The organism is Micromonospora sp. WMMA1996 (assembly GCF_002573675.1).
Taxonomy (GTDB): Bacteria; Actinomycetota; Actinomycetes; order Mycobacteriales; family Micromonosporaceae; genus Micromonospora; species Micromonospora sediminicola.
On the sequence record NZ_PDHU01000004.1, the window covers coordinates 209674 to 232151 of the forward strand.

Genomic DNA, 22478 nt, shown 5'->3' on the forward strand with positions numbered 1-22478 from the left:
GCTACCGTCGCCGCATGTCCAGCGACCCGCGCGACGTGCTGACCCGGCCGGCTCCCCCGCCGGACGCGACCGTCGCCTACGGCGACCACCCGGACCAGTGCGCCGACCTGCGCCGACCGGCCGGCGACGGGCCCGCCCGTCCGCTGGTGGTCGTGGTGCACGGCGGCTTCTGGCGGGCCGGGTACGACCGCGCCCACACCGGCCCGATGGCGGCGGCGCTGGCCGCGCTCGGCCATCCGGTCGCCCAGATCGAATACCGCCGGACCGGCCAGCCGGACGGCGGATGGCCGCACACGCTCACCGACGTGCGCACCGGGGTCGCCGCCCTGCCGGCGCTGGCCGCCGCCGCGCTGCCCGGCCGGGTGGCGCCCGGCCCGCCGATCCTGGTCGGTCACTCGGCCGGTGGGCACCTGGCGCTGTACGTGGCCGGACGCGCCCCGGAGACGGTCGGCGGCGTGCTCGCGCTGGCGCCGGTCGCGGACCTCGCCGAGGCGTACCGGCTGGACCTGGACGATGGCGCGGTGGCCGCGCTGCTGGGCGGCGGCCCGGCGGACGTGCCGGATCGGTACGCCGAGGCGGATCCATCGGCGTTGGTGCCGGTCCGGACACGCACCGTAGTCATGCATGGTCTTCTCGACCGTCAGGTCTCGGTCGCGATCAGCCGCGCCTGGGTGGCCTCGGACCGGGCCGCCGGAGGCGACGCCGCGCTGGTTGAGCTGCCGGAATGCGAACATTTCGGGTTGATCGCGCCGGACTCCGCGGCGTGGCCGCAGGTGGTCACGGCGTTGCGGTCCCTTCACAATGATCATCCGGGCATTGACGCAGCGTTGCCGACCAGGTAGAACGCCGGAGGGGTGTGCATCATGGCCACCCCGTCGGGAAGGAATTTCGGTGGCACAGATGAACCGCAGGCGGGCGCTGCAACTGCTGGCCGCACTGGGCACCACCGGGCTCGCGGCGGGCTGCGGTTCCGGTGACGACACCACGGAGCAGGCCCCGGCCGGCAGCCCGATCAAGATCGGTCTGATCGTGCCCGGCGGCGGCCCGAACAAGGTCATCGGCGAAGAGATCACCAACGGCTTCCAGCTCTTCCTCAGCCTGCACTCCCAGCAGCTCGGCGGCCACCCGGTCACGCTGGTGCCGGCCGAGGAGGGCAACAGCGCCGCGACCGGCAAGGCCGCCGTCGACCGGCTGCTCAAGGAGGGCGTGCTCGCGCTCACCGGCGTGGTCGACCCGGTCGTCATGACCGGCATCAGGGACACCGTCGAGCAGGCCCGGGTGCCGCTCATCGGCTCCAACGCCTCCCCCGCCACGTTGCAGGGCGTCGTCTACATCTGGCGCACCTCCTACGTGCTCGACGAGCCGGGCGTGGCGCTCGGGCAGTACCTGCGGCAGAACCTGGACGCGTCCAGCCGGATCGCCATCTTCGGCACCCAGGGCCCCGGCAGCCAGGACGTCGTCGCCGGCTTCCGGCGCGGCTACGAGCAGGGCCGCCGCCTCACCGAGGACCCGATCTACACGCCCGACTACGCCACCCCGAGCAAGCGGGCCTACGCCGGCCCGATCCGCAAGGCGCTGGGGCGCAAGCCGGACGCGGTCTTCTGCCACTACTCCGGCCCGCAGGCGGTGCAGTTCGTCAAGCAGCTCTACGACGAGGGCTACCGGGGGCCGGTCTACGCGCCCGGGTTCCTGACCGAGGGCACCGTCCTGGACCAGCTCGACGACGGCGAGAAGGGCCGCGACCGGCAGCTGATCGAGAAGTTCGGCATCGAGACCGCGCTGAACTACTCGGCCGACCTGAACAACACCGCGAACCGGGTGTTCGCCTCCGCGTACCGCAAGACGTTCAACGCCTCCCCGACCACCTACGCGATGGCCTCGTACGACGCCGCGCTGGTCCTCGACAAGGCGATCCGGCTGGTCGGCCGGGACCCGTCCCCGCAGCAGGTCAACCTGGCGCTCGGCAAGATCGGCCAGGTCGACAGCCCGCGCGGCTCCTGGCAGTTCAACCAGCCGCGTACCCCGCAGCAGAAGTGGTACCTGCGCAAGGTCCAGCTCGACGGCCGGATGCTCTCCAACGTGGTGATCAACGAGCTGGCGACGCTCGGCTGACACGCGAGAAAGGGCGGCCTCCCCGGGGGGAGGCCGCCCTTCGTGCGTGCGGGGGTCAGTGCCGCAGCTCGGCGATGCAGCACTTCACGCTGCCGCCACCCTTCTTCAGCTCGGCCAGCTCCACCGGCACCGGGTGGTAGCCGGCCGCCTTCAGCTTGCCGGCCAGCCGGGTCGCCTCGTTGTTCAGCACCACGTTGAGCCCGTCGCTGACCAGGTTCAGGCCGAAGGCCAGGGCGTCCTCGTCGTCCGCCACGACCGCGTCGGGGAACAGCTGGGTCAGCACCCGCTGGCTGGCCGCGGAGAAGGCGCCCGGGTAGTAGACGATGTTCTCGTCGTCGATCGAGGCGAGCGCCACGTCCAGGTGGTAGAAGCGCGGGTCGACCAGGCGCAGCGAGACCACCGGGCGGCCGAGCGCCTCCTGCGCCTCGGCGTGCGCGGCCGGCTCGGTCCGGAAGCCGTGGCCGGCCAGGACCAGCCCGCCGTGCGCCTCCGGCAGGTACGCGAAGTCGCCCTCGCCCTCGTTGGTCTCGCTCGGCGCGATGAACCGCCAGCCCCGCTCCTCGTAGAACGCCCGGTGCGCGGCGGCCTCGGCGGCCCGCTGCTCGTGCTTGAACTGGGCGCCGTAGACCGTGCCGTCGACCACGAACGCCCCGTTGGCCGCGAAGACCATGTCCGGCAGGCCGGCCTCCGGCGTCAGCAGGTGCACCTCGTGACCGAGCCCGACCAGCGTCTCGCGCAGCCGGTCCCACTGCTTGACCGCCAGGTCGGCGTCGACCGCCGTGGTCACGTCCATCCACGGGTTGATCGCGTACTCGACCGCGAAGTGCTCGGGCGAGCACATGAGATATGTCCGCTTTCGCGAGACTCGCTGCTGGTTCACGGTCACCAAGAGTAGGTACGGTAGAACTTTGGTAACAGCCACAACCATTGCTTCCCAGAGGCGGAACGTTGCAGATAGACGCGGTTGACCAGCGAATCATTGCGTTGCTCGTGGCGGACGCCCGCGCCTCGTACGCGGACATCGGCACCCGGGTGTCACTCTCCGCCCCCGCCGTCAAGCGACGCGTCGACCGGCTCCGCGCGACCGGGGTCATCCGCGGATTCACCGCCGTCGTCGACCCGGCCGCCGTCGGGTGGACCACCGAGGCGTTCGTCGAGCTGTTCTGCGCCGGCCGGACCACCCCGGCGCAGATCGGCGCCGCCGCCCGCCGGCACCCCGAGGTGGTCGGCGCCTACACCGTCTCCGGCGAGGCGGACGCGCTGGTGCACCTGCGCGCCGCCGACATCTCCCACCTGGAGGAGGCCCTGGAACGACTGCGGGCCGAGTCGTTCGTCACCTCGTCCCGCAGCACCATCGTGCTGTCCCGGCTGGTCGAGTCCCCCGGCGTCGGACCCTCCACGCCTTGACCTCAACCTCGCTTCATGTCGTGCACTGGTGACCGGCTCGAAGCGAGGGGGCGGTATGCGTGCGGTGTGGCTGCGGGAGTTCGGCGGACCCGAGGTGCTCGTGCCCGGGACGGCACCCGACCCGGCACCCGGACCGGGGCAGGTGCTCGTCGACGTGGCACACGCCAACATCACGTTCGTCGAGACGATGTTCCGGGCCAGCGGCTTCGGGCCGTTCGGCGCCGAACTGCCGGTGATCCCCGGCAACGGGGTCGGCGGCACGATCACCGCGCTGGGAGCGGGCGTCGACCCGGCGCTCGCCGGCCGCGTCGTGGTCACCGCCACCGGCGGCACCGGCGGGTACGCCGAACGCGTCGTGGTCGACCGGAGCGCGCCGGTCCCCGTACCCCCGGGGTTGGCGCTCGACGTGGCGGTGGCGCTGATGGCCGACGGCCGGACCGCCCTGATGCTGGCCGGGGCGGCCGGGCTGCGGCGGGGCGACCGGGTCCTGGTCGAGGCGGCGGCCGGGGGCGTCGGATCGCTGCTCACTCAGCTGGCGGCGACCGCCGGCGCCACGGTGGTGGCCGCCGCCGGCGGCGCCCGCAAGGTGGACGTGCTCCGCGCCGCCGGCCTCGACGTGGTCGTCGACTACCGGCAGGCCGGCTGGACCGACCGGGTCCGGGACGCCGTGGGCGCCGTCGACGTGGTGTTCGACGGCGTGGGCGGGCCGCTCGCCCGGCAGGCGTTCGACCTGCTGGACCGCGGCGGGCGGATGCTCAGCTTCGGACTGGCCGGCGGCGCCTGGGCGGACATCCCGGCCGAGTCCGCCGCCGCACGCGGGGTGACGCTGCTGAGCCCCCGGCCCGGCCCGGACGAGCTGCGCGCCCTCACCGAGGCGGCGCTCGCCGAGGGCGCGGCCGGGCGGCTGCGGCCGCTGATCGGGCAGCGCTTCCCGCTGGCCCGGGCCGCCGCCGCGCACGCCGCGATCGAGGCCCGGGAAACAGTGGGCAAGACGCTGCTCGACGTGCGCTGACCGCGCTCAGAGGTACATGCCGGTGCGGTGCTCCTCCGCCCGCGCCGGCTTGTCGCCCTCGCCGAAGAAACGCTTGCCGCCGAACTCGCCGTGCAGCCGGTCGTCCAACTCGTCCGCCAGACCGGTCATCACCTGCACCGCCAGCATCAGGTGGGTGGCCTGGAAGTTGCGGCCGAAGACCGGGATCGACGCCCAGACCGTGTCGTCGGCGCAGTAGAGCCGGCCGATCGGCATCCGGTTGGTCAGCTCGGAGAGCTTCACGTAGAGCCGCTCGGTCGGCTCCACCTCGGTCAGCACCGGGGAGAAGACGTCGACCAGCGGCGGGTTGTCGCGTACCCGCACGAAGACCATCGCCGAGCCGGCCCGGATGTTGATGTCCCCGTCGGAGTCGACCTGGACCTGGTCGGAGTTCGACTTCAGCATCGTCGACACGACGGTCCGGACCCGCTCCTCCAGCGCCAGCACGTCGTTCTCGCCGGCCTGGGCCGCCGCCGCGGCCGCCAGCGCCTCGTCCAGGTCCGCCTCGACGTCCCGGTCCGGGCCGAACTCGCTGCGGGCCGTGCCCAGCGGCTCCACCGGCAGCGGCTCGCCCTCGGCGTCGTGCACCAGGTAGACCAGGAAGGCGGGGTGCGGGGCGCCGTAGACGTCGCGCAGCGTGCGGGAGAGCACGGCGGACAGCCGGGTCGCCTCGTCGACGCCGCAGTCCAGGCCGAACTGCTCGCCGGAACCGGGCACCACCCCGGGCGGCGACCAACCCAGCGCGACCATGTCGGCCACCGCGGCCCGGTCCAGCCGGTAGCCCTGCGGCAGGGTGGCGTTGCCGACCGCCCGGGCGGACAGGCGACCCTCCTCGCCGACGTCCGCGCTGACCGAGTAGACGGCGTCGCCGGTGCCGGAGGCGGTCGGGTCGAGCGTGACCTCCAGGTGCCCGCCGGCGGGCAGCCCGCGCAGCCGGTCGGCCAGCGCCCGGGCGAACTCCCGCCAGGCCTCGGTCACCTTGGCCCGCAGATCGGCCGTGGTCGGCTCGTCGAGCAGGATCGACTCGTGCTGCTCCGGCGTACCGCCGGAAGGCTGGTCGACCGGCGCCGAGGGGTGGTCTGCCGTCATGATCGCCTCCGTCCGTTCCCGCCACCCTACCCATGGGCGGTGGGCGTCGAACCGCGCCCGAGCACGGCTACTCCGCCGGTACGGTCCCGTCCAGTTCCACCGGCCAGGAACCGGCCAGCGCGCTGAGCCGCGCGGCCGCCGCGGCCGGGTCCGCGCCGCGTCCCACGGCCACCCCCAGCAGGTACGCGGTGACCGGCGCCCCCGGCCGGAGCACCTGGTGCGCCACGTCCCGGGCGACGTCGAGCACGCTCGACACCGGCACCTCGGCCGGATCCAGATCCAGCTCGGCGCAGGCCGCGGTGACCCAGTCGTCCAACACCGTCATCTCGTCCACTCCTCGGCCCGGCGTACGTCCTCGTCAGTGTCGCAGTCGAACCAGGGCGGCGGTCCCGAGCCGGTCCACGCCACCTCACGGACCGCGACACCGGCCAGCAACCCGCGTACCGGCGCGCCGTCGACAGTGCCGCCCCGCTCCGCCGCCAGGCGGTCGAGGGCCGCCCGCAACGCCGTGGCCCGCCACACGCCGCAGAGCTGCTGCCGACGCCCGTCACCGTCGACGTAACAGGCCAGACCGGCCCGCGACCCGTCGAGCGCGCGCCGCAGCCCGTCCACCGCCGCGGCGGTGAGCAACGGCAGGTCCGCGGCGAGCAGGGCGACGGTGGTCGTACCGGGCCCCAGCAGGGCCAGCCCGGCCGCGGTGGCGGCCACGGGTCCACCGCCGGGGGGCTCCTCACGGGTCACCCGCACCCCTTCGGGCACCGGACCGGCCGGGCCGACCACGATCCGCTCGTCCGCGCCGGCCACCGCCTCCAGCACCCGGTGCAGCATCGGTCGCCCACCGACGGGACGGGCGGGCTTGTCCACGCCGCGCATCCGTCGGGCCGCGCCGCCGGCGAGCAGCACCGCCGCGTACCCCGTCACCGCCTCACCCTACCCACGGGCGCTGCCCCGACCCGGTCCCGCGCCGGCGGGACGGGTGCGGGGGCGGGCCGGCGGGAGCGGGACCGGACCAGAGCCGTCGGGGGTGCGGACGCCGCGAAGGTGCGGGCCGGTCGGCGCGCGGGGGAGGATGGCGGCATGGGACGGGCGACGGACCGGCGGAGCGTGCTGCGGATCGACCTCGGGGCGGTGGCCGACGGCCGGGCCCGGATCCGCCGGCAGGACACCCTGTCCGTGGAGGAGCCGCTGGAGATCCGGGTCGGGCCGGGCGGCCCGGGGCGACGCCGGCCGCTCGCGGTCACCATGCGTACGCCCGGCGACGACCTCGACCTGGCGATCGGCTTCCTGCTCACGGAGGGGCTGATCCGGTCGGCGGAGGACGTGCACACGGCGCAGCTCTGCGCCGGGGCGGAGACCCCGAACACCTACAACGTGGTCGACGTGGTGCTGTCTCCGGGCGTGCCGGAGCCGACCACCGACCCGGCGCGCAACTTCTACACGACCAGCTCCTGCGGCGTGTGCGGCAAGGCGAGCATCGAGTCGGTCCGTACCCGGTCCCGGTTCGCGGTGCGGGAGGACCCGCTCGCGGTCGGCGCCGAGCTGCTGGCCGCGCTGCCGGACCGGCTACGCGCCGCCCAGCGCGCGTTCGACCGCACCGGCGGCCTGCACGCGGCCGGTCTCTTCACCGCCGACGGCGAGCTGGTGGTGCTGCGGGAGGACGTGGGCCGGCACAACGCCGTGGACAAGGTGATCGGCTGGGCCGTGCGGGAGGACCTGTTGCCGCTGGCCGGGCACGTGCTGCTGGTCTCCGGCCGGGCCAGCTTCGAGCTGACCCAGAAGGCGTGGATGGCCGGGGTGCCGCTGCTCGCGGCGGTCTCCGCGCCCAGCACGCTCGCCGTCGAACTGGCCGAGGAGGCCGGGATGACGCTCGTCGGTTTCCTGCGCGGGCCGACCATGAACGTCTACGCCGGGGCGCAGCGCGTAACCGGGTGAACGGCGCCGGCTCACCGGCGCGGACCGCGACGACGGCGGCGCAGCACCGACGAACCGGTGACGACGGGCCAGCCGTCCAGCTCGGACGGGGCCAGCCCACGGCGGAGCGCGTCGTCGAGGATCACCGCGAGCGAGTGGTCGGGGTGGGCCGTGAGCACCCGTTCCAGGGCGACCGCCGCCAGCGCGCCGTGCCCGGCCCGCCAGGCGGCGAACGCGAGCAGGCTGCCCGGCGCCCCGATCAGGTCCGGCTCGGCCCGGCGCAGGACGTCGGTCCAGAGGCTGATGTCGGTGTCCCGGCCGTCGGTGCGGGACCAGGCGTGGTCGCGAACCGGGATGTGGGTGAGCAGCACGGTCAGCCAGGCCACCTCGTCGTCGTCCAGCCGCTCACCGCGCCGTTGCCGCCGGAACGCCGCCCGCACCGCCGCCACGCCGGCCGCGCGCACGGCCCGCGCCGCACCGCCGGAGCCGACGACCACCATGGGGTCGCCCTCGGCCGGTGGCCCCTCCGCCGAGGTCTCCCCGGTGGGCGGGACATCGGCGGGGACACCGACCGTGACGTCCTCGGGCGGGGCGCCGTCGACGGATGCGCCGGCGAGCACGGCCAGCCGGCGGCGGGCCCGTGCGGTGGCCCGGCGCATGGCGAGCCGGACCGGGCCGTCGAGCGCGGACACCTGGGCGGCCAGCGCGGCCCGGTCGGGCAGGGCGACCTGACCGGCGAACACCGCCGCCGCGCCGACCTGGCTGGCGACCGGGTCGTACGGGGTGCCGTCGGCGGGACAGCAGGCCGGCTCCGCGCAGAGGTAGGACCACCACCGGCCGTCGGTGACCCGCAGGGCGTCCAGGACGGTCAGCCCCGCCGCGTCCAGCGCGTCGCCGACCGCGTCCACGGTGCCGGTCACCCGGGCGGCCGGCCCGTAACCGACGACCGTGGCGGCGTCGACCTCCTGGCGGGCCACCACCTCGGCCAGGTGCCGGGCCGCCGGGGCGGGGTCGACGCCGGCCCCGGGCAGGTCGCCCCGCGCGGCGAAGACCACTCGCCGGCCGCGTACCGCGACCACCACGATGCTGTCGGCCGGGTGGAAGCCGAGCAGATAGGGCACGGCCGCGACGAGGTCGCCGGGCGAGCGGACGGACAGGCGTGGGCGCTCGGTGGAGTTCATGCCGGGAGCGTCCGTGGTCGTCGGGGCCTACGTCCGACCCTGTGGACGACACGCGGTCCGTCCCCAGATACGGAGCGTATCGGCGCAGGTGGCCGGCGATCGACGGCCGCCGCGGTTTCGCCACGGTCCCCGGCTGTCCCAGGTACCGGCTACCTTGCGCTCATGGACCTGGCATACCTGCGGGCACACCCGGAGCACCTGCCGACCTTCCTGACCCACCAGCGGATCCGGGAGACGCCGGTCTCCGGTGGCGACATCTGCACCGCGTCCCGGCTCACCCTGGACGACGGGCACTCCGTCTTCACCAAGAGCTGGCCGGAGCGGTCGGCGCGGCCGGTTCCGGAGGGCTTCTTCACCACCGAGGCGGCCGGCCTGGGGTGGCTGCGCGAGGCCGACGCCGTGCCGGTGCCGGAGGTGCTGGTCGCGCTGCCCGACCTGCTCGCGCTCGACTGGGTGGAGCCGGGCGAGCCGACCCCGGAGGCCGCGGAGGCGTTCGGGCGCAGCCTGGCCCGGCTGCACGCGTCCGGCGCGACCGCGTTCGGCGCGGAGTGGACCGGGTTCATCGGCGCGCTGCCCCAGGACAACACGCCCGATCCCGGCCCGTGGCCGGACTGGTTCGCCCGCCGTCGACTGCTGCCCTACCTGCGGATGTCGGTCGACCGAGGGGCGCTCGACGGCGCCGGGGCCGCCCTGGTCGAGCAGGTCGTCGACCGGATCGGCGAGTTCGGCGGCGACGAGCCGCCGGCCCGGGTGCACGGTGACCTCTGGCCCGGCAACCTGCTCTGGGGCGCCGACGGCCGGGTCTGGCTGGTCGACCCGGCCGCGCACGGCGGCCACCGCGAGACCGACCTGGCCCAGTTGGCCCTCTTCGGTGGCCCGCCGCACCTGGAGCGGATCCTGGCCGCCTACCGTGAGGCCCGGCCGCCGGCCGACGGGTGGCGGGAGCGGGTGCCGCTGCACCAACTGCACCTGTTGCTGGTGCACACCGCGCTCTTCGGCACGGCGTACGCGGACGCGGTGGTCTCCGCCGCCCGAGGCGCCCTGCGGGGCGTCCGACGCGCTACGGTCGACGGATGACCGCCCCCCGGACGCCGGCCGACGGGGTCCTCGCCGACCGGTACGGTCGCGTCGCCCGGGACCTGCGGGTCTCGCTGACCGACAAGTGCAACCTGCGGTGCACCTACTGCATGCCGGCCGAGGGCCTGCCCTGGCTGGCCGGCCCGCAACTGCTGACCGACGACGAGATCGTCCGGCTGGTCGGCGTCGCGGTGGGCCGCCTCGGCGTCACCGAGGTGCGCTTCACCGGCGGTGAGCCGCTCATCCGGCCCGGCCTGCCCGGGATCGTGTCGGCGGTCGCCGCGCTGACGCCCCGGCCGCGCATCTCGGTGACCACCAACGGGATCGGGCTGGCCCGTCTCGCGCCGGCGCTGCGCGCCGCCGGTCTCGACCGGGTCAACGTCTCGCTGGACACGCTCGACCCGGCCCGGTTCGCCACGTTGACCCGGCGGGACCGGCACGCCGACGTGCTCGCCGGGTTGGCCGGCGCGGCGGAGGCGGGGCTGACCCCGGTGAAGATCAACGCGGTGCTGATGCGCGGTGTCAACGACGACGAGGCCCCGACCCTCCTCCGGTTCGCCCTGGCGCACGGCTACGAGCTGCGCTTCATCGAGCAGATGCCGCTGGACGCCCAGCACGGCTGGGACCGCTCGACCATGGTCACCGCCGACGAGATCCTCGCCGCCCTGCGCAGCGAGTTCGCGTTGCGCCCCGATCCCGCCGAGCGGGGTGCCGCACCGGCCGAAACCTGGCTGGTGGACGACGGGCCGGCCCGGGTCGGGGTGATCGCCAGCGTGACCCGGCCGTTCTGCGGCGACTGCGACCGCACCCGGCTCACCGCCGACGGCCAGGTGCGCAACTGCCTCTTCGCCACCGAGGAGTCCGACCTGCGGGCGGCGCTGCGCGGCGGTGCCGACGACGACGAGTTGGCCCGGCGCTGGCGCGCCGCGATGTGGGGCAAGCGGGCGGGCCACGGCATCGACGATCCGACCTTTCTCCAGCCGGCCCGGCCGATGTCCGCGATCGGAGGGTGAGCGTGGAACTGACCGTCCGCTACTTCGCCGGGGCGCGGGCCGCGGCCGGCCGCGCCGAGGAGACCGCATCCGCCGGCCGGTCGCTGGACGAACTCCTGGACGACCTGGCCGCCCGGCACGGCGAACGACTGTCAGTGGTGCTGAAGGCGGCGAGTTTCCTGGTCGACGGCGTGGCCTGTCATGATCGTCAGGCACTGTTGCCGGCCGGGGTGACGGTGGACGTGCTGCCGCCCTTCGCGGGCGGCTGAGGAGGCCGACGTGCTGGCGATGGCGACATTCCTGATCTTCGTCGTGCTCGTCATCGGCCTGATCCACTTCTACCTGTGGAAGCGGCTGGTCCGGGACACCACCCGACCGGGTCGGTGGCGCCGGCTCGGCGCGGCCGTGGTCGCCCTGCTCGCCCTGCTCGTGCCGGCGACCATGGCCGGCACGAGGAACGGCTGGTTCTGGCTGGCCTGGCCGGGCTACCTCTGGCTGGCGCTGATGTTCTACCTGCTGGTGCTGCTGCTGGTGCTGGAGGTGCCGACCGCGGTGGTCCGGCTCGTCCTGCGCCGCCGCGCCCGCGCCGCCGCCACGGGCCCCGAGCCCGAGCCGGCGCTGATCGGCGCCGGGGCCGGGGCCGTCCCGCCCGGGCCGACCGGCGACGCCGTCGGCATTCCGGCCGGCGGGACCGCCGACGGTGGCGACGTCCCGCCGGCGGACACCGTGCCCGCCGACCACGATCCGTCCCGCCGGTTGCTGCTCGCGCGCGGCGCGGCGATCTTCGCCGGGCTCACCGCCGCCGGCGTCACCGGGTACGGCGTCCGCACCGCGATGGGGCCGCCTCGACTGGACCGGGTCCGGATCCCGCTGGCCAAGCTGCCCCGGAGCATGGACGGCCTGCGGATCGCCACCGTCTCCGACATCCACCTCGGGCCGCTGCGCGGACGGGCGCACACCGAGCGGATCGTCGCCATGATCAACCAACTGGACGCCGATCTGGTGGCGGTGGTCGGCGACCTGGTCGACGGGACGGTGGCCGAGCTGGGCTCGGCCGCGGAGCCGCTGCGCGACCTGCGCTCCCGCTACGGCAGCTTCTTCGTCACCGGCAACCACGAGTACTACTCCGGCGTGGAGGAGTGGGTCCGCGAGGTGGACCGGCTCGGCCTGCGGGTGCTGCAGAACGAGCGGCAGGAGATCCAGGCCCGCGGCGGGGTGCTGGACCTGGCCGGGGTCAACGACGTGACCGCCGCCGGCACCGGTCTGGCCGCGCCGGCCGACTACGCCGCCGCCCTCGGCGACCGTGACCCGAGCCGCCCGGTGGTGCTGCTGGCCCACCAGCCGGTGGCCGCGCACGAGGCGGCGAAGTTCGGCGTCGACCTGCAACTCTCCGGGCACACCCACGGCGGCCAGATGGTGCCGTTCAACCTGGCGGTGAAGCTCCAGCAGCCGGTGGTCTCCGGTCTGGGCGAGGTGGACGGCACCAAGGTGTACGTCACCAACGGCGCCGGCTTCTGGGGTCCGCCGGTGCGTGTCGGCGCCCCGCCGCAGGTGACGCTGGTCGAGCTGCGCGCCCCATAGCGCGCCGGGGGCGCCGCGTCCAGCACCGCATTGCTCAGGTCACGCGTACGCGTGGCGGCGGGCGGGCGGGCAACCGGACGTGACAGGATGCGGCGTGCCTCCGTTCAGCGCCGCACCCCCCGGTGGCCTCCCGCCCTACGTCGCGGATCTGCACATCCACTCGAAATACTCCCGCGCGTGCAGCCGCGACCTGACCCTGCAGAACCTCGGCTGGTGGGCCCGACGCAAGGGCATCGGGGTGCTCGGCACCGGAGACTTCACCCACCCCGCCTGGTACGACCACCTGCGCGAGACGCTGCACCCGGCCGAGCCCGGCCTCTACCGGCTGTCGCCGGAGGCGGAGCGGGACATCGCCCGGCGGCTGCCGCCCCGGCTGGCGAGCGCGGCGGAGGCGGACCCGGTCCGGTTCATGCTGAGCGTGGAGATCTCCACCATCTACAAGCGGGACGACCGGACCCGGAAGGTGCACCACCTGATCTACCTGCCGGACCTGGACGCGGTGGGCCGGTTCAACGCCGCGCTGGGCCGGATCGGCAACCTCGGCTCCGACGGCCGGCCGATCCTCGGGCTGGACTCCCGCGACCTGCTGGAGATCACGCTGGAGGCCAGCGGAGACGGCTACCTGGTGCCGGCGCACATCTGGACGCCCTGGTTCTCCGCGCTCGGCTCGAAGTCCGGCTTCGACGCGATCGCCGACTGTTACGCCGACCTGGCCGAGCACATCTTCGCGGTGGAGACCGGCCTCTCCTCCGACCCGGAGATGAACTGGCGGGTCGGCAGCCTGGACCGCTACCAGCTGGTGTCGAACTCGGACGCCCACTCGCCGCCGGCGCTGGCCCGGGAGGCCACGGTCCTCACGGCGGCCCGCGACTACTTCGCGATCCGGGAGGCGCTGCGCACCGGGGACGGGCTCGCCGGCACTGTCGAGTTCTTCCCGGAGGAGGGCAAGTACCACGCCGACGGGCACCGGCTCTGCGGGGTGAACTGGTCGCCCGAGCGCACCCGCGAGGCGGGTGGGCGCTGCCCGGAGTGCGGCAAGCCGCTCACCGTCGGCGTACTGAGCCGGGTCGAGGAGCTGGCCGACCGTCCGGTGGGGCACCGTCCGGCGCACGCCCGCGCGGTGGCGCACCTGGTGCCGCTGGCCGAGATCCTCGGCGAGATCAACCGGGTGGGCGCGCGGTCGAAGAAGGTGGAGGGCAAGCTCCACGAGCTGGTCGCCGCGCTCGGCCCGGAGTTGGAGATCCTGACCCGTACCCCGGTCGAGGAGATCGGCCGGGTCGGTGGCGAGCTGCTCGCCGAGGGCATCGGCCGGCTGCGCCGCGGCGAGGTCCGCCGGGTGCCGGGCTACGACGGCGAGTACGGGGTGATCACACTGTTCGATCCGGCGGAACTGGGCGCCACGGCCGGCGGGTCGGGGCAGGACGCGCTCTTCGACGTACCCGTGCCCGCGCAGCGACGGCCCGCGGAGCCGGCGCCGAAACCGAGGGCCAAGCGCCCGGCGGCGGCCCGGCCCGAGCCGAAGCGCACGCCGCCGCCGGCTCGCCCGATCGCGCCGCCGCCCTCCCCGCACGAGCCGTTCGAGCCGATGCTCGCCGGCATGGAGGAGGTCGGCACCGGCCTGCTGGACCGCCTGGACGCGATGCAGCGGGTGGCCGCGTCCGCGCCGGGCGGTCCGCTGCTCATCGTGGCCGGGCCCGGCACCGGCAAGACCCGGACGTTGACCCACCGGATCGCGTATCTCTGCGCGGAGTTGAACGTCTTCCCCGACCAGTGCCTGGCGATCACGTTCACCCGCCGGGCGGCCGAGGAGCTGCGGCACCGGCTGGACGGGCTGCTCGGCCCGGTCGCCGAGGACGTCACCGTGGGCACGTTCCACTCGCTCGGCCTGACCGTGCTGCGGGAGAACGCGGCGGCCGCCGGGCTGCCGGCGGACTTCCGGATCGCCGACGAGACGGACCGGGCGGCGGCCCGCGCCGAGGCCGGCGAGGACGACGAGCGGTACGTCGCGCTGCTGCGCAAGAAGGACCTGGTCGACCTGGACGAGCTGCTCACCCTGCCGGTGGCGCTGCTCAAGGGGGACCGGAAGCTGGTCCGGGAGTACCGCGAACGGTGGAAGTGGATCTTCGTTGACGAGTACCAGGACGTCGACGCGGTGCAGTACGACCTGCTGCGGCTACTCAGCCCCGCCGACGGCAACCTGTGCGCAATCGGCGACCCGGACCAGGCGATCTACTCGTTCCGGGGCGCCGACGTCGGCTACTTCCTGCGTTTCTCGCAGGACTTCACCGACGCCCGGCTGGTGCGGCTGAACCGCAACTACCGCTCGTCCGCGCCGATCCTGGCCGCCGCGGTGCAGGCCATCGCGCCGTCGTCGCTGGTGCGCGGTCGCCGCCTCGACCCGGCCCGGCTCGACCCGGAGGCGCCGCTGGTCGGCCGGTACGCCGCGACCTCGGTGGCCGACGAGGCCGACTTCGTGGTCCGCACCGTCGACGAGCTGGTCGGCGGCCTGTCCCACCGCTCGCTGGACTCGGGCCGCATCGACGGGCGGACGACGTCGCTCTCCTTCTCCGACATCGCGGTGCTCTACCGCACCGACTCCCAGGCCGCGCCGGTCGTGGACGCGCTGGCCCGGGCCAACATCCCGGTGCAGAAGCGCTCGCACGACCGGCTGCGCGACCGGCCCGGCGTCACCGCCGTCGCCCGCGAGCTGCGCCAGGCCGGCCTCGACGGGTCGCTGGCCGCCCGGGTACGCCAGGCCGGTCAGCTCCTGGCGGAGCGCTTCGCCGTGCCCACGCTCGACGGCGCCGGCGCGGTACGCCCCGAGGACGTCCGCACCGCCGTGGACCTGCTCACGCCACTGGCCCGGCGCTGCGGTGACGACCTCGGGCTGTTCCTCAACCAGCTCGCGACCGGCGCGGAGGTGGACGCCCTGGATCCGCGCGCCGAGGCGGTCACGCTGCTCACGCTGCACGCGGCGAAGGGGCTGGAGTTCCCGGTGGTGTTCCTGGTCGGCGCCGAGGACGGCCTGCTGCCGCTGCGCTGGCCCGGCAGCGAGCCGGACGAGGACGCGGTGGCCGAGGAGCGCCGACTCTTCTTCGTCGGCCTGACCCGGGCGCAGGACCGGCTCTACGTCAGCCACGCCGCCCGGCGGGCCCGGCACGGCGCGGAACGCGAGACCCGGCCGTCGCCGTTCCTCGACGTGATCGACCCGGCGTTGTTCGACCGGCTCGGCACGGCGGAGCCACGCCGGCCCCGGGATCACCAGCTCCGGCTGATCTGACCGGCGGGCCGCCCGCCGACACGCGCGGCGGCCTCAGGTGAGCAGGACGGCGAGCCAGGCGCCGGCGAGGAGCGCCGGGCCGAACGGCAGCGGCGTGTCCCGGCGTACCCGGCCGGCGGCCAGCAGGACCAGCACCGTCACCCCGGCGAGCACGTGCGGGAGGAGCAGCCCGAGCCGGAGCGTCGGCCAGCCGAGCCAGCCCAGCGGGAGCCCGAGCGCGGCGGCGAGCTTCACGTCACCGAAGCCGAGCCGGGCGCCCGGCAGCAGCGCGAGCAGCAGGTGGCCGGCGAGGGAGAGCGCGGCGCCGGCGGCGGCGGTGGTCAGTCGACCCGGCTCGCCGGTGGCCAGCGTGGCGCCGGCGAGGCCGAGCCCGCCGCCGAGCGCCAGCGCGCCGACCAGCGGGTCGGGCAGCCGCAGGACGGTCAGGTCGGTGACCACGAGGAGCAGTCCGACGCCGGCGACCAGCAGCAGGGCCGGCAGCGCGGGCCCGGCCCCGTGGGCGGCGGCCAGCCCGCCGAACACCACCGCACCGGTCGCGGTCAGGACCGCCCGGCGCGGAGCGGGGCCGCCGCCCACCAGGGACCGACCCACCGGTACGGCCACCAGCCCGGCGAGCGCGCCGAGCAGCGCCACCCCGGTCACCAGCGCCGCCGACACGGGCCGGGACGCTACCGCTCCGCCGTCTCCCGGGCCGTCCCGTCCACGGCAGCCGGCGCGGTCCGGCGCGGACGCTCGGTGCTCACCACCACCGCCACGCCGGCCACGATGACCGCGCCGCCGAGCAGCACCTGCGCGGTGACCGGCTCGGCGACGAGCAGCGCGCCGAGCGCCACCGCGACCGCCGGGTTCACGTAGGCGTACGTGGACACCAGGGAGAGCGGCGCGTGCGCGAGCAGCCAGACGTACGCGGTGAAGGCGACCAGCGAGCCGGCCACCATCAGATAGACCAGCGCCACCCAGGACCGCGTGGTCACCTCGGCGGGGGAGAAGTCGGCCAGTTCCCCGCGTGCGGCCGCGACCACCGCGAGCGCCACCGCGCCGGCCACCATCTCGTAGACGGTGGCCACGAACGGGTCGGCGGGCATCCGGATCCGTCCGGACAGGAACGATCCGACGGACCAGCTGACCGCTCCGGCCACCACGATCAGCGCGCCGACCAGCGGCACCCCGTCCACGCCGTCGCGGGGCAGGACCAGCAGGACCAGCCCGACGAAGCCGAGCGCCACGCCGGCGAACGTCCAGGCCCGGGGCCGGTCCCCGCCAGCCGTACGCAGCACCACCACCAGGAGCGGGACGGTGGCCACCAGCAGCGCGGCGACACCGGAGGGCACGGCGCTGCCCGCCGGGCCGGACTCGGCGAGCACCACCAGCCCGTTGCCGCCGGCCAGCAGCAGCACGCCGACCAGCGCGGCCGAGCCGAGGCGTCGGGCCGGCACGCGGAGCGCACCGGGCCCGCGGCGCAGGCGCAGCACCAGCGCGAGCACCACGGCGGCCGCGGCGAACCGCATCGCCGCCGAGGTGAGCGGCGGCAGGGACTCGACCGCGACCCGGATGCCCAGGTAGGTCGAACCCCAGAGCAGGTAGACCAGGGCGAGGGCGGTCCAGATCAGGGCGGGGCGGGCCGACCGCGCCGGGCTGTCGGCGGCGGTCGTCGCACTCTCGGGGCGTGAGCTCATCGGTGGACCACGCTACGGTGACCACGGCGTCGGCGTCCCGTGTTGGTGGCCGGCCTCTCAGCACTGGCGTACGCAGGAGGCGTTCATGTCGAACTTCGGACCACCGGGCGGCGGCTCACCCGAGCCGTGGGGTGGACGGCGGCCCGACGACGGGTACGCCCCGCAGCCGGCCGACCCGCACTACGGCCCGGCGCCCGGCGGTCCGCAGTACGGGCCGCCGCAGCAGTACGGCCCTCCCACCGAGCAGTACGGCGTCCCGCCCCAGCAGTACGGGCCCCCCACCCAGCAGTACGAGCCGGCCGCGCCGGGGTGGGCGCCCGGTCCGCCGCAGTACCAGGGATACCCCGCCGACCCCGGCTACGGGGGGCAGCCGCCCTACGCCGGCGGGCAGCCCCCGTACGCCGGCGGCGAGCCGCCCTACGCCGAGCCCACGCCCCCGAAGCGGGGCAAGGGTCCGCTGCTGGTGGTGCTGGTCGTGCTGGCGGTGCTGCTGCTGGGTGGCGCCGGGGCCTACTGGCTGCTCGGCCGGAACGAGAAGAGCCCGACGGCCGGGACGACGGCGGCCACCGCGCCGGCCGCGGACCCGACGGCGGCGGCGCCGAGCGATCCGGCGGAGGCGACGCCGACCGCGCCGGCTCCGGCCTCGTCGACCGACCCGCGCTTCGTCAAGGCGGGCCAGTGCGTCGCCAACGAGGGCGGGGGCGGCCAGCCCAAGCTGGTGATCGCCGACTGTGCGCCGAAGACCTACCAGGTGCTGCGCCGGATCGACGGCGCGACCAGCGGCAAGAAGGACGCCGAGGCGAAGTGCGGCAAGGTGACCGGCTACACCGACTGGTACTTCTTCGACAGCGAGCTGGACACGCTCGACTTCGTCCTCTGCCTGAAGCGGCGGTGAGCCGGTAGGCAAAACTAGGGCTGTCTAGCGTCCACGCTAGACAGCCCTAGTTTTATGTCGAGGCCGACACGCGGTAGCCACCTCTACGCACGTCTAGCCTGGCCGCTAGACGACCCGATACTGTGCGATTCGTGGATCCGGTCCGCAACCCGTACGCGCCGGGCGCCGGCCAGCGCCCGCCCGAACTCGCCGGGCGGGGGCGGGAGCTGGACGTCTTCGACGTGGTCCTGGAACGGATCGCCCGCGGCCGGCCGGAACGCAGCCTGATGCTCACCGGGCTGCGCGGAGTCGGCAAGACGGTCCTGCTCAACACGCTGCGCTCGGAGGCGATCAACCACCTCTGGGGCACCGGCAAGATCGAGGCCCGACCGGACCAGTCGCTGCGCCGGCCGATCGCCGCCGCACTGCACATGGCGGTCCGCGAGCTGGCCCCCCGGCACCGGGCGCCCGACCGGATCGACGCCTTCCTGGGCGTGCTCAAGGCGTTCGCGCAACGGTCGACGCCGCCGAGCGGGCGGGGTGGCGCGGCGCCGAAGCTGCGCGACCGCTGGCAGCCCGGCATCGACGTGCCGGCCAGCAGCGGCCGGGCCGACTCCGGCGACATCGAGATCGACCTGGTCGAGCTGCTCAGCGACGCGGCGGCGGTCGCCACCGACGTGGGCACCGGCATCGCCGTGTTCATCGACGAGATGCAGGACGTCGGCGCCGAGGACGTCTCGGCGCTCTGCGCCGCCTGCCACGAGCTGTCCCAGCTCGGCGCGCCGCTGATCGTGGTGGGTGCCGGGCTGCCGCACCTGCCCGCCGTGCTCAGCGCCGCCAAGTCGTACTCCGAACGGCTCTACCGCTACCAGCGGATCGACCGGCTCGACCGGATCGCCGCCGACCAGGCGCTCTGCGCGCCGGCCGAGCGGGAGGAGGTCGAGTACGAGCAGAAGGCGCTCGACCTGCTCTACGAGAAGTCCGGCGGCTATCCCTACTTCGTCCAGGCGTACGGCAAGGCCACCTGGGACCACGCGCCGCGCTCACCGATCACCGCGGCGGACGTGCGGGTCGCCGCGCCCGAGGCGGAGGCGGAGCTGGCGGTGGGGTTCTTCGGCTCCCGGTTCGAGCGGGCCACGCCGGCCGAACGCGAGTACATGCGGGCGATGGCCACGCTGGCGCTGGTGGACGGCGAGGAGGGCGGCCGGGACGACATGGACGCCGCGGTGCCCACCGCGGACATCGCCCGGGCGCTCGGCCGCAAGCCGGCCAGTCTCTCCCCGGCCCGGGACGCGCTGATCAAGAAGGGCCTGATCTACTCCGGCGAGCGGGGCACGGTCGCGTTCACCGTCCCGCACTTCGGCCGCTACCTGCGCACCCAGCCGGCCTGAGCGACGCTCACACCCGCGACCAGGGCGGCGGGAAGACCACCTCGCCCGCCGGGGGCGGCGGCTCCTCGCCGGTGGACGGCGGCAGTACCAGCGCCTGCCACGGCTCCCCCAGCCCGGACCACGGGCTGGTCAGGCCCAACCGGTCCGCCGGGCCGAACCCGAACCGCCGGTAGTACGCCGGGTCGCCCAGCACCACCACGAGCCGCTCGCCCAGCTCGGTGGCGGCCTCGAGCGCGGCCTGCACCACCGCCGTGCCGTGCCCGACGCGTTGCCGGTGCGGGGCCACCGCCACCGGTCCGAGCGCCAACGCCGGCCAGGTGCCGCCGTCGGTGCGTACGCCGACGCGGGTGAGCAGCGCGAAGCCCACCACCTCGCCGCCGTACTCGGCGACCATGGCCAGCTCCGGGATCCACGCCGGGCCGTGCCGCAGTTCCTCAACCAGGCCGACCTCGGGCGGGGTGGCCACATCCGGCCGGGCGAAGGCGGCGGCGAGCACCCGGGCCACCGGCGCCTCGTCCGCCGGGTCCTCCGGGCGCAGTCGCAGCGTCGTCACCCGCGCGACCTTACCGAACACGGCCGGTCCATCCGCGACGGTCGCTGAAATCGGCGTGGCCCGGACGTCCACGTCGGCCGATCCCTTTCGTGTGTTGCGGGGGTGACGACGCCCGCGACGGGGTATGACTGAGCCATGAAGCCCGTGCGCTCCCTCGCCCGAGTCATGTTGAGCGGCATCTTCGTGGTCAGCGGCGCCCGAAACCTGCGCAACCCGGAACGGTTGGTCCCCGCCTCCGAACCGGTCACCGACAAGATCGCCCCGCTGATCCAGAACCTGCACCCGCGCATCCCGACCGACACCGCGACGCTCATCCGGGCCAACGCCGCCACCCAGCTCGTCGGCGGCCTGATGCTGGCCACCGGCCGGTTCAGCCGCCCGGCCGCGCTGGTCCTCGCCGCCACGCTGGTGCCGACCACCGCCGCCGGTCATCCCTTCTGGAACAACGACGACCCCGCCGCGCGCAACAACAACCAGATCCACTTCCTGAAGAACCTCGGCCTGCTCGGTGGGCTCCTCCTCGCCGCCGCGGACACCGAGGGCAGGCCGGGGCTGCGCTGGCGCGCCGGCCACCGGATCGACCACTCGCGCCGGTCGGTCAAGCGCGCGGTCCGCACCGCCCGCCGGGAGGCGAAGATCGCCGTACGCTCCGCGGCGACCGCCCGCCGAATGCCCGGCTGACCTGCACCCCGTACCGCCACCACCCCCCGCAACGCCACCAATCACCTGAACCGTCCGACACCCGTTAACGCGGTGGAAATGTCGCGAAGACGTGTGGGATCGGACACGGTCGTGTAACGCGGGAGGCAGCGACGTGAGGCACCGTTCTAGGCTCCGTTCTGGACCTGGACGGGCACGACGACCTTGGTACGGGGGTGGCCACGCCATGCCGACGACAGTCGGTAGACGGACGGACCGCCTCGCCCCGGCCTCCCGTGTCCCGCGCGGTGTCGACCGTCGGATCGTCGTCCGCGTCGGCGTCGTGGCCGCCGTGTCGTACGCCGCGTGGCTCGCCGTCGGCGCGTTCGGCCGCCCCTACAACTTCTTCGACATGAAGATCTACCACGGTGCGGTGCTGTGGTGGGCGGGCGGCAACGAGCTGTACGACTTCGTCGCTCCCTCGACCACCCTCGGCTTCACCTACCCGCCCTTCGCCGCCCTGGTCATGTTGCCGATGTCCTGGCTGCCGGTCGACGGGGCCGGGTTCGTCAACGCCCTGGCCAGCATCGCCGCGCTCGCCGTGGTGCTGGCCGCGTTGCTGCGTCCCATCGTGGACCGGCTCGGCTGGCCGCTGTGGTTCACCGTCGCCGTCGCCACCCCGGTGGCGCTGGCCATCGAGCCGTCCCGGGAGACCCTCGGCTACGGCCAGGTCAACCTGCTGCTCTTCGCGCTGATCATGGCGGACCTGGTCGGGCTGCGGTGGCGGGCCAAGCGGGGCACCCACCACGAGACCGCCGACTCGCCGCTGGCCCGGTTCGTCTACAGCGGCGCCTGGGCCGGGGTCGGCATCGGGCTCGCCACCGCCGTGAAGCTCACCCCGGCGCTGTTCGTGTTCTACCTGATGCTCACCCGGCAGTGGCGGGCCGCGATGATCGCGACCGGCACCGCCGTCGGGGTGACGCTCGGGACGTTCGGCGTGCTCGGCGCGGAGTCCCGCGCCTACTTCACCAGCGTGCTGTGGCAGACCGAACGGGTCGGCGCGGCGGACATGACCGCCAACCAGTCCCTCGCCGGCCTGCTGGCGCGCCTCTACGACTCGATCGAGACGCCCGGGCTGCTCTGGCTCGCCTTCTCGGTACTGGTGCTGGCGCTGGGCCTGTCCCGGGCGCTCAGCGCGCGCGCCGACGGCGACGAACTGACCGCGTTCACGCTGGTCGGGCTCACCGCCAACGTGATCAGCCCGATCTCCTGGTCGCACCACCTGGTCTGGGTCATCCCGGCGATCATCGTGCTGGCCGACGCCGCGGTACGCCGCCGTGACGCCAGCCGCCGCCTGCCGCCGCGCGGCAACGGCATGCTCTCGGCCAACGGCGTGCCCACGCTGCGCCCGCCGATCTGGTACCCGACATTGACCGGGCTCCGGCACGGCGTCGGCGCGCTCGGGCTCTATCTGCTCTTCCTGATCTCGCCGATCTGGCCGTACGAGCACCAGCTCCCCGAGGTGTCCCACTACCAGGACGGCCTGTTCGGCGCGCTGATGGAGAACTCCCTGGCCATCGCGCTGATCGTGCTGGTCGCGGCGCTGCCGTGGCGCCCCGGCGCGGAGCCGGCGTTCTATCCCGACCGGCTGGCCCGCACCGCCCCGCTCGCCGCCCGGCGCTGAG

22 protein-coding genes are annotated in these 22478 nt (G+C 74.7%); 14 read left to right on the forward strand and 8 right to left on the reverse strand.

All coding sequences use genetic code 11. From position 1 onward, the window contains the following. Positions 1-14 precede the first annotated feature (14 nt). Together COO58_RS25250 and COO58_RS25255 are read left to right on the forward strand one after the other, a co-directional pair. Entirely contained in the window at positions 15-842 is an 828-nt protein-coding gene (locus tag COO58_RS25250; RefSeq protein WP_098747532.1) for a S9 family peptidase, read from the forward strand. 49 nt (positions 843-891) lie between these two features. Continuing rightward, positions 892-2112 carry an ABC transporter substrate-binding protein gene (locus COO58_RS25255; RefSeq protein WP_098747534.1) on the forward strand — a complete coding sequence of 407 codons (1221 nt, stop codon included), beginning with the start codon at positions 892-894 and terminating at the stop codon, positions 2110-2112. A gap of 55 nt (positions 2113-2167) precedes the next feature. On the opposite strand, the gene ddaH is transcribed toward COO58_RS25255, so the two are convergent. Further along, positions 2168-3001 carry a dimethylargininase gene (ddaH, locus tag COO58_RS25260; protein WP_172967886.1) on the reverse strand — a complete coding sequence of 278 codons (834 nt, stop codon included), beginning with the start codon at positions 2999-3001 and terminating at the stop codon, positions 2168-2170. A gap of 59 nt (positions 3002-3060) precedes the next feature. Between ddaH and COO58_RS25265 the strand changes: the two genes are divergently transcribed. Together COO58_RS25265 and COO58_RS25270 are read left to right on the forward strand one after the other, a co-directional pair. Then, positions 3061-3519, forward strand: coding sequence for an Lrp/AsnC family transcriptional regulator (locus COO58_RS25265; protein WP_091567885.1), 459 nt, complete (start codon positions 3061-3063; stop codon positions 3517-3519). Between the two features lie 55 nt (positions 3520-3574). Then, complete coding sequence (locus COO58_RS25270) at positions 3575-4531, forward strand: zinc-binding dehydrogenase (protein ID WP_098747535.1); 957 nt, start codon at positions 3575-3577, stop codon at positions 4529-4531. Between the two features lie 6 nt (positions 4532-4537). Here COO58_RS25270 and COO58_RS25275 read toward each other — a convergent pair whose 3' ends face one another. The 3 genes from COO58_RS25275 to COO58_RS25285 form a co-directional block, all read right to left on the reverse strand. Beyond that, positions 4538-5638 (reverse strand): hypothetical protein, encoded by a 1101-nt coding sequence (locus tag COO58_RS25275; protein WP_091567876.1) that lies wholly within the window; start codon positions 5636-5638, stop codon positions 4538-4540. Between the two features lie 67 nt (positions 5639-5705). Then, a complete protein-coding gene (locus tag COO58_RS25280) occupies positions 5706-5963 on the reverse strand; it encodes a DUF6457 domain-containing protein (RefSeq protein WP_091576787.1) in 258 nt (85 codons plus the stop codon). Next, positions 5960-6559 (reverse strand): molybdenum cofactor guanylyltransferase, encoded by a 600-nt coding sequence (locus COO58_RS25285; protein WP_098747537.1) that lies wholly within the window; start codon positions 6557-6559, stop codon positions 5960-5962. Before COO58_RS25285 ends, COO58_RS25280 begins: the two co-directional genes overlap by 4 nt. A 156-nt stretch (positions 6560-6715) precedes the next feature. On the opposite strand from COO58_RS25285, the gene fdhD reads away from it, so the two are divergent. Then, on the forward strand, positions 6716-7570 hold the full coding sequence (gene fdhD / locus COO58_RS25290) for a formate dehydrogenase accessory sulfurtransferase FdhD (protein WP_098747538.1): 855 nt from the start codon (positions 6716-6718) through the stop codon (positions 7568-7570). A gap of 11 nt (positions 7571-7581) precedes the next feature. Here fdhD and COO58_RS25295 read toward each other — a convergent pair whose 3' ends face one another. Next, on the reverse strand, positions 7582-8730 hold the full coding sequence (locus COO58_RS25295) for a DUF4192 domain-containing protein (protein ID WP_098747540.1): 1149 nt from the start codon (positions 8728-8730) through the stop codon (positions 7582-7584). 162 nt (positions 8731-8892) lie between these two features. On the opposite strand from COO58_RS25295, the gene COO58_RS25300 reads away from it, so the two are divergent. The 5 genes from COO58_RS25300 (at position 8893) to COO58_RS25320 (ending at position 15660) form a co-directional block, all read left to right on the forward strand. Continuing rightward, on the forward strand, positions 8893-9807 hold the full coding sequence (locus COO58_RS25300) for a fructosamine kinase family protein (protein WP_098747541.1): 915 nt from the start codon (positions 8893-8895) through the stop codon (positions 9805-9807). Further along, the gene (gene moaA, locus COO58_RS25305) at positions 9804-10820 is read left to right on the forward strand and encodes a GTP 3',8-cyclase MoaA (RefSeq protein WP_091567857.1); all 1017 of its coding nucleotides are present in this window, start codon (positions 9804-9806) and stop codon (positions 10818-10820) included. The genes COO58_RS25300 and moaA overlap by 4 nt, the downstream gene beginning before the upstream one ends. 2 nt (positions 10821-10822) lie before the next feature. Further along, positions 10823-11068, forward strand: coding sequence for a MoaD/ThiS family protein (locus tag COO58_RS25310; protein ID WP_091567854.1), 246 nt, complete (start codon positions 10823-10825; stop codon positions 11066-11068). Positions 11069-11087: 19 nt separating this feature from the next. Then, a complete protein-coding gene (locus COO58_RS25315; RefSeq protein ID WP_369700220.1) occupies positions 11088-12380 on the forward strand; it encodes a metallophosphoesterase in 1293 nt (430 codons plus the stop codon). A gap of 94 nt (positions 12381-12474) precedes the next feature. Then, entirely contained in the window at positions 12475-15660 is a 3186-nt protein-coding gene (locus tag COO58_RS25320) for a UvrD-helicase domain-containing protein (RefSeq protein WP_098747543.1), read from the forward strand. A 33-nt stretch (positions 15661-15693) separates the two neighbouring features. On the opposite strand, the gene COO58_RS25325 is transcribed toward COO58_RS25320, so the two are convergent. Both COO58_RS25325 and COO58_RS25330 read right to left on the reverse strand, forming a co-directional pair. Next, on the reverse strand, positions 15694-16317 hold the full coding sequence (locus tag COO58_RS25325; protein WP_098747544.1) for an A24 family peptidase: 624 nt from the start codon (positions 16315-16317) through the stop codon (positions 15694-15696). A gap of 11 nt (positions 16318-16328) precedes the next feature. Continuing rightward, positions 16329-17336, reverse strand: coding sequence for an EamA family transporter (locus COO58_RS25330; RefSeq protein WP_091567838.1), 1008 nt, complete (start codon positions 17334-17336; stop codon positions 16329-16331). Positions 17337-17421: 85 nt separating this feature from the next. Between COO58_RS25330 and COO58_RS25335 the strand changes: the two genes are divergently transcribed. Both COO58_RS25335 and COO58_RS25340 read left to right on the forward strand, forming a co-directional pair. Next, positions 17422-18231, forward strand: a complete 810-nt coding sequence (locus COO58_RS25335; RefSeq protein WP_098747546.1) for a flagellar basal body protein FliL — start codon at positions 17422-17424, stop codon at positions 18229-18231. Between the two features lie 131 nt (positions 18232-18362). After that, entirely contained in the window at positions 18363-19601 is a 1239-nt protein-coding gene (locus COO58_RS25340) for an ATP-binding protein (protein ID WP_098747547.1), read from the forward strand. A gap of 7 nt (positions 19602-19608) precedes the next feature. On the opposite strand, the gene COO58_RS25345 is transcribed toward COO58_RS25340, so the two are convergent. After that, positions 19609-20154: a GNAT family N-acetyltransferase gene (locus tag COO58_RS25345; protein ID WP_091576785.1), complete on the reverse strand. Its 546-nt coding sequence runs from the start codon at positions 20152-20154 to the stop codon at positions 19609-19611. 135 nt (positions 20155-20289) lie between these two features. Here COO58_RS25345 and COO58_RS25350 point away from each other — a divergent pair, with 135 nt between their 5' ends. Together COO58_RS25350 and COO58_RS25355 are read left to right on the forward strand one after the other, a co-directional pair. After that, positions 20290-20835, forward strand: coding sequence for a DoxX family protein (locus COO58_RS25350; protein WP_091567828.1), 546 nt, complete (start codon positions 20290-20292; stop codon positions 20833-20835). A gap of 205 nt (positions 20836-21040) precedes the next feature. Continuing rightward, entirely contained in the window at positions 21041-22477 is a 1437-nt protein-coding gene (locus COO58_RS25355; RefSeq protein ID WP_091567825.1) for a glycosyltransferase 87 family protein, read from the forward strand. The last annotated feature ends 1 nt before the right edge of the window (position 22478 follow it).

Excerpts from the sequence above, each read along its gene's own strand:
- COO58_RS25250 (WP_098747532.1), top strand. The coding sequence starts at position 15 with ATGTCCAGCGACCCGCGCGACGTGCTGACCCGGCCGGCTCCCCCGCCG.
- COO58_RS25270 (WP_098747535.1), top strand. The coding sequence starts at position 3,575 with ATGCGTGCGGTGTGGCTGCGGGAGTTCGGCGGACCCGAGGTGCTCGTG.
- COO58_RS25275 (WP_091567876.1), bottom strand. The coding sequence starts at position 5,638 with ATGACGGCAGACCACCCCTCGGCGCCGGTCGACCAGCCTTCCGGCGGT.
- COO58_RS25280 (WP_091576787.1), bottom strand. The coding sequence starts at position 5,963 with ATGACGGTGTTGGACGACTGGGTCACCGCGGCCTGCGCCGAGCTGGAT.
- fdhD (WP_098747538.1), top strand. The coding sequence starts at position 6,716 with ATGGGACGGGCGACGGACCGGCGGAGCGTGCTGCGGATCGACCTCGGG.
- COO58_RS25295 (WP_098747540.1), bottom strand. The coding sequence starts at position 8,730 with ATGAACTCCACCGAGCGCCCACGCCTGTCCGTCCGCTCGCCCGGCGAC.
- COO58_RS25300 (WP_098747541.1), top strand. The coding sequence starts at position 8,893 with ATGGACCTGGCATACCTGCGGGCACACCCGGAGCACCTGCCGACCTTC.
- moaA (WP_091567857.1), top strand. The coding sequence starts at position 9,804 with ATGACCGCCCCCCGGACGCCGGCCGACGGGGTCCTCGCCGACCGGTAC.
- COO58_RS25315 (WP_369700220.1), top strand. The coding sequence starts at position 11,088 with ATGGCGACATTCCTGATCTTCGTCGTGCTCGTCATCGGCCTGATCCAC.
- COO58_RS25330 (WP_091567838.1), bottom strand. The coding sequence starts at position 17,336 with ATGAGCTCACGCCCCGAGAGTGCGACGACCGCCGCCGACAGCCCGGCG.
- COO58_RS25335 (WP_098747546.1), top strand. The coding sequence starts at position 17,422 with ATGTCGAACTTCGGACCACCGGGCGGCGGCTCACCCGAGCCGTGGGGT.
- COO58_RS25350 (WP_091567828.1), top strand. The coding sequence starts at position 20,290 with ATGAAGCCCGTGCGCTCCCTCGCCCGAGTCATGTTGAGCGGCATCTTC.
- COO58_RS25355 (WP_091567825.1), top strand. The coding sequence starts at position 21,041 with ATGCCGACGACAGTCGGTAGACGGACGGACCGCCTCGCCCCGGCCTCC.